The organism is Desulfobacula sp. (assembly GCF_014237455.1).
GTDB lineage: Bacteria > Desulfobacterota > Desulfobacteria > Desulfobacterales > Desulfobacteraceae > Desulfobacula.
The window spans coordinates 22,435-35,509 of record NZ_JABZFL010000080.1 but is presented as its reverse complement, the minus strand read 5'-3'; the positions used below and the strand labels follow the sequence as shown (position 1 = coordinate 35,509).

The following is a 13,075-nucleotide window of genomic DNA, read 5'->3' as shown; positions in this document are numbered from 1 at the left end:
ATTACTCCTCATTATCAATTTTATGAAGTTTTATTTCCTGAGCTTGCTCTGCAAACCTTCCTTTAAAATCTTTGACAAGCTCTGTAATGACAATACTGCTCTTTTTAATTTCTGATACTTTTCCCCGATTTTTTCCAATATAGGTACCAATGCCGACCTCATAGCCTTTGCCATTCGCTTCCTCTACCATAGCAATTCGCTTATTTTTCATAATAATAACTGCGACCAGACGAATTTGGCTTAGATCAATTTTTTCAAGGGGAGTTAGAATTCTTTTGGGTCCCTCATCAACAACAACCCTGCTTTCTTCCGGTTTGTCTTGGATTAGCGGTTTGAACGGATCGATTTTACCTTGGGGATCATAATGTTCTTTCTCTTGCCTATCTGGTTTTTGTTCTGAAACCTGATGACCGCTTTCTACTCCGTCTTCACCCTTGGGTTCTTTTTCAGATATTTGATCATTTTTTGGATTTAATTTAATTTTTTTAGCAATCTTTTCCGGCTTTCCCGGTTTATTTTGAATAACAGGTTGGATTATTTTCCCGGAGACCAGATTGGGTGGTAATTTCTTGATTGCATGTGGCTGATCATCACATGCAGCAATCAAAAAAATAAAACAGACTGCAAATGTTAATAAAATTATGTTTGACTTGGACACCATTATGAATTCTTTTTTTATCTATCCTTATTTCTTTTTTCTTTTTCGTTTATTTTTATCAACCGGTTCTTTTTTTTCAACAAACATATAGGTAACTGCCTTGCAGCTCATTCCCAATATTTTACCGCCTTTCTTGCTTTTCACATCAACATTAGTGATATTCACAATCCTGTTAAGCCTTATAATTTGAAAGAAAAAATCCGTAATCTGATGATATCGTCCTTCAACCTTTATGGAAACAGGAATCTCTTTATAAAACTCCTTATTGACTTCATTGCCAGGCTGAAACAGATAAAACTCCAGACCTGCATCACTTCCTGCTTTGGAAATGCCTGTCAATAAGGACGGAAGTTCACGTTTATCAGGAAGGACTTCCATTGCCCGGTTAAATTCCTCCTGAGCTTCAGCCATCAATTTTTTATATTTTACAATCTCCGCTGCTCTTTTCTTATATATTGAAAGTGTATTTAACTGGCTTTGATAATTTTTTTTGACTTTTTTTAATTCATCATGCTTTGGCATAAAAATAAAGTAATAATAAGCGCCGCCAATGACAGCGAAAGTCAAGAAACATATAAGCAGACGCTGTCCTTTTGTAAGCGCCCCGACTTTTTCAGAAAAGACGGTCAGCTTTTCTTTTATTGAGTTAAATTTATTTTTTTCCTTGCTCATTTCCTGCCTTATTTTTCTCTTCTTTGGGAATTTCTTTTCTACAAAGCAATTCAAATGATTTTAACATCAAACCATCTTTGAATTTTTTCATTTTTGCTGTTTTTAGATCAACTTTTCCAAAAAGTAGAGATTTTTCAAGTTTTTCCATGAAATCGGCAATTGTGGGATTGTCAAATGCAATCCCTTTGATAGTAACCGTATTATTATCTATTTTAAAGCTTTCAAGCCACATTCGACCGGGAACAATAATGTCCGTCATACCGTCAAACAAAACCAGCTGTTTTTCTCTCTGTTTTTCCAACAACGATACGATTTCAAGCTTTTCTTTAAGGATTTTCAGATTCTTTTTAATTCTGGCTACTTGATCAGCTTTTGCTTTATATTTTAAAATTTGAGAATTGACCTGTTCTGTTTTTGCTTTTATAATTATGATTTGTTTATTAATGACCTGAGTATACCAGACAAGCGCTACAGCGGTTAAAAGAATCAACAATAAAAAGACAGATATCTGTCTTCTGATATTCTCTTTTTTTCTGGCAACTCTAAATGGTAAAAGATTAATTCTTATCATTTGTCATCTATTCTTCGTAACGCAAGGCCTATGGCTATCGATGCCAGGGGACCTGCCTTGGTTATAAAAGAGTCTGAAAATTTCTTTTCATCTACAATCAAACCTTCAAACGGATTAATGATTGACACATCTGCATCAAGCTCAGATAAAAGGAGCTCTTGAAATCCTTCAGTGAAAACACCGCCGCCACTCAGTATAATTTTTTCAACTTTCTCATCATTGACCGAGGATTGATACGCATTAACCACTTCACAAATCTCAGAGCACCATGACCGTGCAACTTTCAAACTTATCTCCTGAATTCTATCTTGGCTGACAATATCATTTGTCTTTCCATTCACTGCTTGTTCCGCTTCATCAAGCGTTATATCAAATTGATCACAGATCTCTTCTAAAATCTGATTTGTTCCCGATACAGTATCCCTCATCATTAATGATGAATTTTCCTTCAATATATTCAAAGAAGTTTTTGAAGCCCCGACATCAATCAACAAGATTATTTTTTCTTTGTTTTCATATGGAAGCCTTTCATGCGCATTTTGCAGTGCAAAGGTATCAACATCAATTATTTTAGGATTAAGCCCGGCCAGATGAATCAAATCAATATACTCAGCCACCAAATTTTTTTTAACCGCAACCAACAACATGTTTATCTGATCAGAAGAAAACTCACTTTCTCCCAGAACTTGATAATCAATATTGACATCATCAATATCATAAGGGATATATTGTTCCGCTTCAGAATATATTGTATCATGAAGCGCCTTCTCAGGTCTGTTTGATGTATTGATTGTTTTTATTACAACCGAATGACCGCCTGTCGAAATGGCAACATTTTTTTCACGGATTTTCTGAGATTTAAAAAGAGTTTGGATATTATCAGCAAGGCTCTCCATATCAATAACCCTGCCTTCAACAATGGTACCCGGCGCAATTCGGGTATAACCAAATTTTTCTAAGACAAGCCCTTTTCCGGTTGCTTTGATCTCAGCAACTTTAATAAAAGAAGAGCCGATATCCAGACCGACAAGATGATCTTTTTTTCCAAAAACCATATACTTTCACAATAATAAGGTAAAACTAATACCACTCGGGCCTATACGACTTACAATCTTTTATATTGATCTGTAACGTCAATATTACTATACTTTGATGCTAAATTGCTGTAAAGTCAAGCACTATCATGGTTTTTGCAATTTAACAGCAAAAAATAAAAACACTTATAACTTTTAAAAATAATAAAATAATAAAATAAATGTTAAAAAAAACAGATGGTTCACAAAGTGTCAAACCCTTCAGGCTGGTCAAATTTTTCACATTTTCGTCCCTGGTGATTATGTTCACAGCAACGATTGTCATATCAGCTCTGAATGCACACTGGGTAAGGAATATTCTTCTCGAAAAGAGTGAAGAATACGCTTCCGTGCTTGTTGAAAATCTCAACCATCAGATTATTTCCAGATTTATGATCCCTGTATTAGTACGATATGGAGAGATCAGATTACGCGAAAAAGAACAATTTCTTCTGATGGACAAAGTTGTCCGATCGACCCTTCACAGCTTTAATGTCGAGATGGTTACCATCTATGATGAAAAAAATATCATCTCCTATAGCTTTGATCAGACTGAAATAGGGCAGAAAAACGCCGGCGGTGTCCATTATGAAAAAGCAATGAAGGAAGAAGCGACATCAAGGCTTATACAACATGGCAGCTTTCTGGAACTGCTGTTCTGGTTCCCCCAGGAAACAAAAATCATCACCTTTGCGCCCTTAAGGGCTGAAAAACGGGTATCACCAACACTGGCAGGACCTGTACTGGGCGTTATTGAAATTGTCCGGGATGTTTCCGATGATTATAAAAAAGTGGTTAAACTCCAGGGACTTACTGTTGGCTCCTGTTTTATTGTCATGGGAATACTTTTTTTTGTGCTTCTGTTTGTCGTTAAGCATGGAGAAAAAATCATAGAAAAAAGGGCTGAGGAAAGGATTAAGCTTGAAGAAAAACTACAGCAGGCCGAACACCTGTCAGCCATTGGTGAAATGACAGCTGGAATATCACATGAAATCAGGAATCCACTTGGCATTATCAAAAGCAGTGCTCAATTATTGAAACAAAAAATGACAAAATTAGGTGCCAAAACCAGCATCCCTGATATTATTGTTGAAGAGTCTGTCAGGCTTGATAATATTATTACGGATTTTCTCAATTTTGCCAGACCTAAAGCCCCGGACCTTCATCCCTGTAGAATTGAAAATATTATAGAAAAAAATATCGCCTATCTTACTCCCCAGATCGAGGATAACAATTTTAAAATTATCAAAGAAATATCAGAACATCTGCCTGAAATAATGGCTGACAGTGCCATGCTTTATCAGGCGTTTCTAAATATAATGATCAATGCATTCCAGTCCTTGAAAGACAATGGCTGTATCACCATCCAAATAAAATATGATTCCGGCAGTATCGTTATCAATTTTATTGATAACGGGGAAGGAATCGAAAAAGAGATCTTAAAAAAAATATGGACACCGTTTTTCACTACAAAGGATACCGGAACAGGATTAGGTCTTGGTATCGTAAAAAATATGATTGAAGCCCACAGCGGAGCAATTATAATCACAAATATGGAAACAAAGGGCGCGAACGTAGAAATTACACTTCCGGTTCAGGAGACTTAACTGCATGGAAAATATTCTGATTGTTGATGATGAAAAAAATTATCCCAGGATAATAGGCGAAATTCTTCAGGAAGAAGGCTATACATCCTTAACAGCTTCCAGTGGAATGGAAGCATTGGATATTTTAAACAATGAACTCATAGATCTGGTTTTGACCGATGTAAAAATGCCCGGGATGAGCGGCATCCAATTACTTGAAAAGATTAAGGAAATCAATCCAGACATCCCTGTCATCATCATGACTGCTTACGGCAGTGTTGAAAAGGCCGTGGGAGCAATGCACAAAGGTGCATACACGTTTATCCTCAAACCTTTTGAGAACCAGACGCTTATTGCACACATTGCCAAGGCTATCTCAGTTTACAGAATTGTTCAGGAAAACAGCATGCTCAGGAACGCCATCAGCTCACGGTACAGCTTTGATAATATCATCGGAAAAAGCAAACCCATGCAGGAAATTTATGAAATTATTAAAAAAGTGGCGCCTTCAAATGCCAGTGCTCTTATTGAAGGTGAAAGCGGTACCGGAAAAGAGCTGGTGGCTAAATCAATCCATTATAACAGTCTAAGAAAAAACAAACCTCTGGTTGTTGTAAACTGCTCTGCATTTGTTGAAACGCTTTTGGAAAGTGAGTTGTTTGGCCATGAAAAAGGGGCCTTCACCGGGGCAGGCACTATGAAAAAAGGGCGATTTGAAATTTCAGACAAAGGAACTCTCTTTCTTGATGAAATTGGTGAATTGCCCATATCTCTACAGGTAAAATTATTAAGGGTTCTCCAGGAGAAAACGATTGAACGAGTTGGAGGAACACAGCCTATACCTGTTGACTTTCGCCTCATTGCCGCCACCAACAAAAATCTTGAAGATGAGGTAAAAAAAGGGCATTTCAGAGAAGATCTCTACTACAGGCTCAATGTTGTCAAGGTTGTTATCCCCCCCCTTCGAGAGCGATCCGAGGATATCCCTTTGTTAATTAAACATTTTATTGACAAATATACCAGAGAACAGCACGCCGGCAGCAACGTATCCGGGATCAACCCGGAAGCTATCAAGATTTTATGTGATTATCAATGGCAAGGGAACGTAAGGGAACTTGAAAACACGATAGAACGTTCTGTTATCCTTGGCAGCGGTAATATAATTACCCCATCCGACCTTCCCTTACAGACCCGGCAAGATATGTCCCCCCCGCTCGACCTGGATGGGATTCCAGAGGGTGTGGGCCTTGTGGAGACTCTGGCAGCAGTCGAGAAAAGAATGATACAAAGAGCAATGAAACTTTCAGGAAATGTACAAACAAAAGCAGCTCAACTTCTGGGAATAGGAAAAAGCGGTTTGAACCAAAAACTAAAAAAGTTTAACATAGACAATTAGTTTAAAAAAATAAAAAAGAGTTCAAAATCTTGAACTCTTTGTCATCCTTTTTTAATTCAGCTGTGGGAAAGTACGATTTTCGACTTCTATCAAAAATTAAAACAATTATAATTTCAAGTGGTTAAACAAATTTTTGAAAATAAGAATTATTTTGCATATTATGGCAAGGAAATTGCAATATTATTTTACTAACAGAATGTTAGTTTTTTCATCTTTTTTTCCTTTTCTTAAAAAGGCTGCGGCGGCAAAGCCAAGCAGCCTTTTTAAGTTTATATCACTTCATTTCATCAAGTTTACTTTTAGCAATCGGCTTGTACATTGAACTTTCATATTCCGTCACAATTTTATCATACATTTTTTTGCTCTCAGCCACATTATTATCGGCTTCATACAACATGGCCAGTGAAAATCTTGCTTCATCCTTCAATAGATCCGTTTCCCCTTTTTCGATTTGAAGAAAATATTTTTTAGCCTCTTCAAATTCTTTTCTGGCAAGGCTTACATGTCCCAATGATGCCAGAAGAAAATTTTCCATCAACGCATCGTTTTTAAATATTTCAAGGGATTCTTTATAATATTTATAGCTTTGATCAAATTCTGAAGCCTCATAACATATTTTGGCAAATTTAACCTTAGCCTGCTTACCCGCAGTGGTATTGGCATACTCCGTAAAAATGGTTTTAAAGCCATCTTTAATTTCCAGATAACCCTTATCGGGATCACTGGCTTTTGCATACTGGGTTAATGCCTGACTCACAAGTATGGCAGCAGTGTTTTCAGCTTTTTGAAAACTATACATAACCCCTGAAAAAACCACCGCTACCAAAACGAGGGCTCCCACAATCAGGATCAATTGTTTTTTATATTCTTTACCATAGGTTAGTACCTTTAAAAGATTTTCCTGAAAAGGGTCTAATTGTTCAAGTTCCTTTCTCCGTTCATTTGAGACTTTCTGCTCTGCCATTCTGCTGTTCCTTAGTATATGAGGTCAGGCTTGGCTTATTATTCAAATAAGCCAAGCCTGACCCCGGTTTTTACCACACGAGTGTTTTATAAATCCAGCCGACGTCCCCGTCAGCATGCTCAATGTTAATCCAGTTACCCTTTCGCGCAAGAACCTTAAACGGCACACCTTTTTCAACTGTAAACAAAACTTGACTTTTGGTGTCTGGCTTGGACCGGACATTGCATTTATCTTTTATTGTGATCACACTTTTCGTCTTGCCTAAAAGAGATTTATGAAGCCACGCCACATCATTTTCAAAATCCTTTATTTTATACCAGTCGCCTTTCTTTTCGACAATTCTGACAGGATGATATTGCTCAACCTGCCACAATACATCATATTTTGTTCCAGAACCTGACCGCATATTGGCTATAGTAGCCGTAACAGAAAATCTTTCCTGTGCAAAGGCCAAACCCGGCAAAATCAATAAAACTGCCATAACAGCCGACATGGTTTTAACAATGACTTCTATATTCAACCACTTCATAAAAAGCCTCCGTATTATTTCTTCTAACTCAAACCTAACATCATTCCTGTCCGGTATACCAAAAAAGACATGCCCCATGCAACCATAGTTGTATATATCAGGTTAAAACCAGCCCATTTTGCTGAAGTTTCCCTGTAAATAGCTAAAACAGTGGCAAAACAAGGCACATATAACAAAACAAAAATCATCATTGAGAGTGCAGAAAGCGCCGTCATACCGGATTTTTTAAGCGCTTTTTCAAGGGCTTCACCCTCGCTGGTACCCACACCATATAACACCCCCATTGTACTGACAACAACCTCTTTGGCAACAAAGCCTGTAACAAGTGCAACACTTGCCTGCCAGCCTATTCCAATCGGTTTAAATATTGGTTCCAGCCCTTTTCCGATTCTACCGATATAAGAATTAGACACCCGTTCCTGTTCTTTTCTGTTTTCAATATCCTCAAGTTCTAAACTTAACTGCCGGTTTAATTCTTCTGCCTCTTGATCCGCAGCCGAAGCAATCATCTGGGAATAATCAGAGTTTAACGCATTGATCTTTTTATCGTAATCCACAGAATAGGAAATTGATCTTGGAAAACTTGAAAGCGCCCAGATAATTATCGACCCGATAAGAATAACCCCGCCCATTTTTTTTAAAAACATCTTGCTTCTGTCCCACATATGGATCAAAAGACTTTTTAACATTGGCATTCTGTATGGCGGCAGCTCCATAATAAACGGGGCTTCTTCTCCTTTAAACAAAACAGCCCTTAAAAATCTGCCGGACAAAATTGCAATAATAATACCTGTAAAATACAGGCCGAAGATAACAGTACCCGCTTTTTCCGCAAAAAAACTGCCGGCCAGTACAATATAAACCGGAAGCCTTGCCGAACAGGACATAAATGGTGTCATCAGAATCGTTAAAATCCGGTCTTTATCGCTCTCCAGAGTTCGTGTAGCCATAATCGCAGGCACAGTACAGCCAAATCCCATTAACATAGGAATAAAGGATTTTCCATGAAGCCCCGATGTATGCATCACCCTGTCCATTAAGAAGGCCGCCCTTGCCATATACCCGGTATCCTCAAAAAGAGCAATGCAGAAAAACAGGATGAGAATATTGGGAAGAAAAATGATAACACTGCCGATCCCAGCGATGACACCATTTAATAGAAGATCTTTTAACATAGATGGCGGCATAACTCTATCAAGGCTGCCGGAAAGCGCTGAAACCGTCATATCTATCCATTCCATAGGATATGCGCCAAGGGAGAATGTCACTTGAAACATGGCCCAGATAAAAAAAATAAATACGGGGATTCCAAAAAATCTATCTGTCAGTACAAGATCAATACTTCGTGACATATCGATCCGCTTGCTGGCAAGGTTGGTTATGGTTTCTTTTACAATACCTGCAATAACCCCATACCGGTCATCGGTCAGTACAATCTCAAAATCATCTTCAAACAGATCATAGACTCTTTTGCGGCATGCCTCTGATGTCTGAAAAACTTTTTTTGCTGCCGCGGATGACAAATCCTGAAATTTCTTTTTAACGATTTTATCATCTTCAAGAATTTTAATGGCATTCCATCTAAGGACACCGTCAATATTTATTTCGCTTTCAAGAATCTCAGTTTCAACTTTTGAAATACACCCTTCGATCTCCAGGCCGTATCTGATATCCCGGCTTTCTTTTCCTTCACTAAACCGGCTGACTTCTTCAATAGCTGCCTCAACAAGAGTATCAATACCTTTATTTTTATTTCCAATGGTAAAGACAACGGGCAATCCCAGTAACTGGGATAATTTTTTCTCATTAATCTTAATCCCTTTTGCTTCTGCAACATCTGCCATATTCAGTACAAATAAAGCAGGCCGCCCAAGTTCAAGGATTTGAATGGCCAAAAAAAGACTTCTTTCAAGATTGGAGGCATCAATAATATTAACAACAATATCCGGATTTTCATTTAAAATAAAATCCCTTGCTGTGATTTCTTCAATTGAGAATGGCGTAAGGCTATAGGTGCCTGGAAGATCAACAATCTTCAAATCATATTCTTTATGCCTTAATCTGCCTTCTTTTTTCTCCACAGTGACACCTGGCCAGTTTCCAACTTTCTGCCTGGCGCCTGTAAGGTTGTTAAATATGGTTGTCTTGCCACTGTTAGGGTTCCCTGCAAGGGCAATGGTCAATTCTTTACTCATATTACCTTTTTTTAAATTTTATGTTTTCAACAAAAATATTTGCAGCTTCATGAACCCGGAGTGATATATGGTATCCTTTGATAACAAGTTCAATAGGATCTTTGAGTGGCGCATATTTTTCGACATATATCGTTGATCCCCTGTTAATTCCCATTTCAAGCAGTCTTCGCCTTACCACACTTTCTCCAGAAATCTTTCGAATCACGCCTTCCTGACCGGTTTTCATCTGACTGAGCAACATGGGGGATGAAAAGGTGTCCCGGGATTCTTTATCGCTTTCATGATCAGATATTTTTGCCTGGTCAAAGGGTTGAACCCTTATTTTCTCTGCCATTCCCTTGCCCAGGACTAAACGATTTTCTCCTGTGGCAATCACCATCTGCCCGCCAAACCCGGCAGAAACAATTTCAATCAAATCCCCGATTTTAAGTCCCATTGAGGAGATACGAAGCTGCATATTCTTACCGGCATCAAACTCTTTTACAATCAGCTTTTCTCCCTGTTTTGCCTTGCCAAGAGATACAATTGTACTGCGATGCTCCATACACTTGGAGCAAAGACCGTATATTTCCATTTTATGCTGAAGCATATGGAACCCATAAGCATCTGCAAGCTTGAGCTGCTGTTTCTCTATGGCCTCATCCTTGAATTCCAGTATGCTGCCGCATTTTATACAGACCATATGATCATGGTGTAATCCAAGGTGTCGATGCTCATATTGTGTTTCCTTGTTATCAAACTCTATTTTGGATGCAAATCCAAACCTGTGCAAAAGCCTCATACTGTTTAATACAAACCCTGCATCAAGCTCGACCCCGTCCGCTTTAAGCTGGGCCTGAATATCTTTGATAGTTACATGGTGTTCAAGTTTTAAAAAAGCTTCCAGAACCTGGAACCTGAAGTCAAACCGGTCAACACCCTGTTGCTGAAATAATCTTTTAAACTGCTTTTTTTCCTGCTCATGCGTATCAATCATTGCTTTTTTCCCTTAAAATAACGTTCTAAGATATTATAGCCGGCTGTTTATGTCAAGCAAATGACAGCCTATTTTCGGGAATACGGATTCAACGCCATTGCGACAAAACCAATTGAAAAAATAAAACAAGACATTGACAAGGCACGGTGTTCCTGGTTAGTTAACACCATTTAAGGAATCTTTTTTAGCGAATAAAAAATGAAAATCCGGACACTCTCCCACTATCTTTTACAAGACCTGACCATAAAGGATCGTGTCATCCATAACAGGATTGTGCTTGCGCCCATGGCAGGCCTTGGCCATATTGCCTTAAGGCAGCTCATCTGTGAATTTGGTGGGTTTGGTCTGCTGTTTACAGGAATGTGCAGCGCAAAGGCCGTCCCCCATGAAAATCCTGATACCTCCCTGGTGTTTAAATGGCGGAAGGAAGAACTTGAATGCCTTGTCTGCCAGATCTTTGGGCCTGATCCGGAAAGTATGGCAAGAGCTGCTGAACGAATAGAAAAAGAAGGCTTTTTCGGGGTTGATCTTAATTTCGGGTGTTCTGTGGCAACGATCTGCAAAAAAGGATGCGGGGCCGCTCTTTTAAAAAACCCTGATCTTTCATCAAAAATCGTGAAAGCTGTGAGAAAATCCGTATCCATCCCTGTTTTTGTAAAATTCAGGACCGGGTGGGATAACAATCCTCAATTTGCTGTGGATATGGCAAGGAGGTTTGAAGATGCCGGGGCTGATGCGCTCACCTTCCATCCAAGGGTTGCGCCTGACAGAAGGAACCGGCCTCCCCGATGGGATGTGATAAAACTTGTCAAACAGGCTGTGGGCATCCCTGTTTTTGGTAATGGGAACCTTTTCCAGGCAGAAGATGGTGTCAAAATGATCGAGCAGACATCCTGCCAGGGACTGTCTGTGGGCCGCATGGCAGTTGCGCGGCCCTGGCTGTTTGCACAGTGGACAAAAGATTTTTCTCCGGGAGATGACATTTTTTTTACCTCTGCCATGAGAATGACACAGATTCTTTTAGATCATTATGATGATCATTTTTCCGTCAAGCTGTTTAAAAAGTTTTCTCCGTATTTTTGTGCGAATTTTAAATTCGGCCATCACATCTTAAAAAAGCTGGTCCGTGCACAAACCATGGATGATATCAGAACCAACCTTGATTCGATTTTTGAAACAAACCCTGAAACCCTTTCAAGGCCAAACCAAAATTTATTCTTGTAATATTCGGCCCTATAAAAAATTATCAATGGCTACAAACCAAGGATATTCAGCCCTTCTTCAAGTTCAAAATAAGGTTTGAGATTATATTTATATCCCGGCACACCAAAATAGATGGCCAGGCTTTCAGCGACAGCCTGCAGCCCTTCTGCAAGCCTGTTATTATCCAGTTCATAATAGGTGATCGAGTTCATGCCATTAATTTTACTGGCTGAAACATATGGCCCTTTTTTATTGATAAACTCCGGCAGGACCGGTGCCTTAAGGTATCGTTTCGCAATTTCCTTAGTGCTTTCAGGGGGGTAAGTGACATTTGAAATAATGATCATGTTTTTTCTCCTTTTTTTTAAACAATTGCAGTTACATCAATTTAGTAAAAGTATGGTCATATAAGGCCTTGGCTGTCAAATCTTTTTAATTCCCCAATATTTTATCAGCATTTTCAATGACAATTGGAATTCGTATTGGATATACCAATTTGACAGAGGATTGAAGGCTTCTTAAAATTAACAGGTAAAAAAAGAAAAGGAAAGGAACTGTATAATGACAAAAAAAATTGACTGCAGAACACTTGAATGTCCGGCACCTGTACTGGAAACAAAGGAATTTCTTGAACAGGAGGCAGCCACAAAAATTGATGTTATTGTTGACAATGATGCTGCTGTGGAGAATGTAACCCGATTCTTAAATTTCCAGGGATTTGAAGTATCTGTCGATTCAGACGGCATCTCCTCCACGGTATCGGGCCGAAGAGATCCTGAAAAATCTAAAAAACTGGAATCTGATTCCAGCCCCGTTAAAACAAAAAAGGAATCTGACAGCCAGAAAATTTTAGTCATACTCTCTTCACAGCAGATTGGAAAAGGGGATGATGCGCTGGGCCAGAAATTGATGATCAATTTTGTTAAAACCTTGAAAGAACTGGATAATGACCTCTGGCGGCTGGTACTTTTAAACCATGGTGTAAAATTTTCCACCAAAGATTCCAAAATTCTTGAAGAACTCAAAGAGCTTGAACAATCAGGCGTAGACATCCTTGTTTGCGGGGCATGCTTAACTCACTTGGGATTAATGAATGAAAAAATTATCGGTGAAACAACCAACATGCTTGATGTAGTGACATCAATGCAGTTAGCCGATAAAATCATTAATCTATGATTTGAGCCCGCCTTGTCCTCGGTTCGAAGTGGGGCGTATGCTTCCAAAATTTTCAGGTTTTCGGTCAAATACTAAT

The 13,075-nt window shown here is 38.7% G+C and carries 13 protein-coding genes; 4 read left to right on the top strand and 9 right to left on the bottom strand.

Annotated elements, in window-relative coordinates:
* Nucleotide 1: 1 nt before the first annotated feature.
* From HGJ91_RS11875 to pilM, 4 genes are read right to left on the bottom strand one after another with little or no spacing between them, the layout of a single operon-like run.
* Nucleotides 2-661 carry a pilus assembly protein PilP gene (locus tag HGJ91_RS11875; protein WP_291347978.1) on the bottom strand — a complete coding sequence of 220 codons (660 nt, stop codon included), beginning with the start codon at nucleotides 659-661 and terminating at the stop codon, nucleotides 2-4.
* A 24-nt stretch (nucleotides 662-685) separates the two neighbouring features.
* Nucleotides 686-1,330, bottom strand: coding sequence for a type 4a pilus biogenesis protein PilO (locus HGJ91_RS11870; protein WP_291347977.1), 645 nt, complete (start codon nucleotides 1,328-1,330; stop codon nucleotides 686-688).
* Complete coding sequence (locus HGJ91_RS11865) at nucleotides 1,311-1,901, bottom strand: PilN domain-containing protein (RefSeq protein WP_291347976.1); 591 nt, start codon at nucleotides 1,899-1,901, stop codon at nucleotides 1,311-1,313. The genes HGJ91_RS11870 and HGJ91_RS11865 overlap by 20 nt, the downstream gene beginning before the upstream one ends.
* On the bottom strand, nucleotides 1,898-2,956 hold the full coding sequence (gene pilM / locus HGJ91_RS11860; protein ID WP_291347975.1) for a type IV pilus assembly protein PilM: 1,059 nt from the start codon (nucleotides 2,954-2,956) through the stop codon (nucleotides 1,898-1,900). Before pilM ends, HGJ91_RS11865 begins: the two co-directional genes overlap by 4 nt.
* A 200-nt stretch (nucleotides 2,957-3,156) precedes the next feature.
* On the opposite strand from pilM, the gene HGJ91_RS11855 reads away from it, so the two are divergent.
* Nucleotides 3,157-4,581: an ATP-binding protein gene (locus HGJ91_RS11855; protein WP_291347974.1), complete on the top strand. Its 1,425-nt coding sequence runs from the start codon at nucleotides 3,157-3,159 to the stop codon at nucleotides 4,579-4,581.
* 4 nt (nucleotides 4,582-4,585) lie between these two features.
* Nucleotides 4,586-5,956: a sigma-54 dependent transcriptional regulator gene (locus HGJ91_RS11850; protein WP_291347973.1), complete on the top strand. Its 1,371-nt coding sequence runs from the start codon at nucleotides 4,586-4,588 to the stop codon at nucleotides 5,954-5,956.
* A 274-nt stretch (nucleotides 5,957-6,230) separates the two neighbouring features.
* On the opposite strand, the gene HGJ91_RS11845 is transcribed toward HGJ91_RS11850, so the two are convergent.
* From HGJ91_RS11845 to HGJ91_RS11830, 4 genes are all read right to left on the bottom strand, one after another.
* Nucleotides 6,231-6,920: a tetratricopeptide repeat protein gene (locus tag HGJ91_RS11845; protein WP_291347972.1), complete on the bottom strand. Its 690-nt coding sequence runs from the start codon at nucleotides 6,918-6,920 to the stop codon at nucleotides 6,231-6,233.
* 70 nt (nucleotides 6,921-6,990) lie between these two features.
* The gene (locus HGJ91_RS11840) at nucleotides 6,991-7,449 is read right to left on the bottom strand and encodes an SH3 domain-containing protein (RefSeq protein ID WP_291347971.1); all 459 of its coding nucleotides are present in this window, start codon (nucleotides 7,447-7,449) and stop codon (nucleotides 6,991-6,993) included.
* Nucleotides 7,450-7,472: 23 nt separating this feature from the next.
* Nucleotides 7,473-9,644 carry a ferrous iron transport protein B gene (feoB, locus tag HGJ91_RS11835; RefSeq protein WP_291347970.1) on the bottom strand — a complete coding sequence of 724 codons (2,172 nt, stop codon included), beginning with the start codon at nucleotides 9,642-9,644 and terminating at the stop codon, nucleotides 7,473-7,475.
* A gap of 1 nt (nucleotide 9,645) precedes the next feature.
* Complete coding sequence (locus HGJ91_RS11830) at nucleotides 9,646-10,620, bottom strand: FeoA domain-containing protein (RefSeq protein ID WP_291347969.1); 975 nt, start codon at nucleotides 10,618-10,620, stop codon at nucleotides 9,646-9,648.
* 198 nt (nucleotides 10,621-10,818) lie between these two features.
* On the opposite strand from HGJ91_RS11830, the gene HGJ91_RS11825 reads away from it, so the two are divergent.
* Nucleotides 10,819-11,844 (top strand): tRNA-dihydrouridine synthase family protein, encoded by a 1,026-nt coding sequence (locus HGJ91_RS11825; RefSeq protein ID WP_291347968.1) that lies wholly within the window; start codon nucleotides 10,819-10,821, stop codon nucleotides 11,842-11,844.
* Between the two features lie 29 nt (nucleotides 11,845-11,873).
* On the opposite strand, the gene HGJ91_RS11820 is transcribed toward HGJ91_RS11825, so the two are convergent.
* The gene (locus HGJ91_RS11820) at nucleotides 11,874-12,170 is read right to left on the bottom strand and encodes a hypothetical protein (protein ID WP_291347967.1); all 297 of its coding nucleotides are present in this window, start codon (nucleotides 12,168-12,170) and stop codon (nucleotides 11,874-11,876) included.
* Nucleotides 12,171-12,384: 214 nt separating this feature from the next.
* On the opposite strand from HGJ91_RS11820, the gene yedF reads away from it, so the two are divergent.
* Nucleotides 12,385-12,999 carry a sulfurtransferase-like selenium metabolism protein YedF gene (gene yedF, locus HGJ91_RS11815; protein ID WP_291347966.1) on the top strand — a complete coding sequence of 205 codons (615 nt, stop codon included), beginning with the start codon at nucleotides 12,385-12,387 and terminating at the stop codon, nucleotides 12,997-12,999.
* Nucleotides 13,000-13,075: the final 76 nt, after the last annotated feature.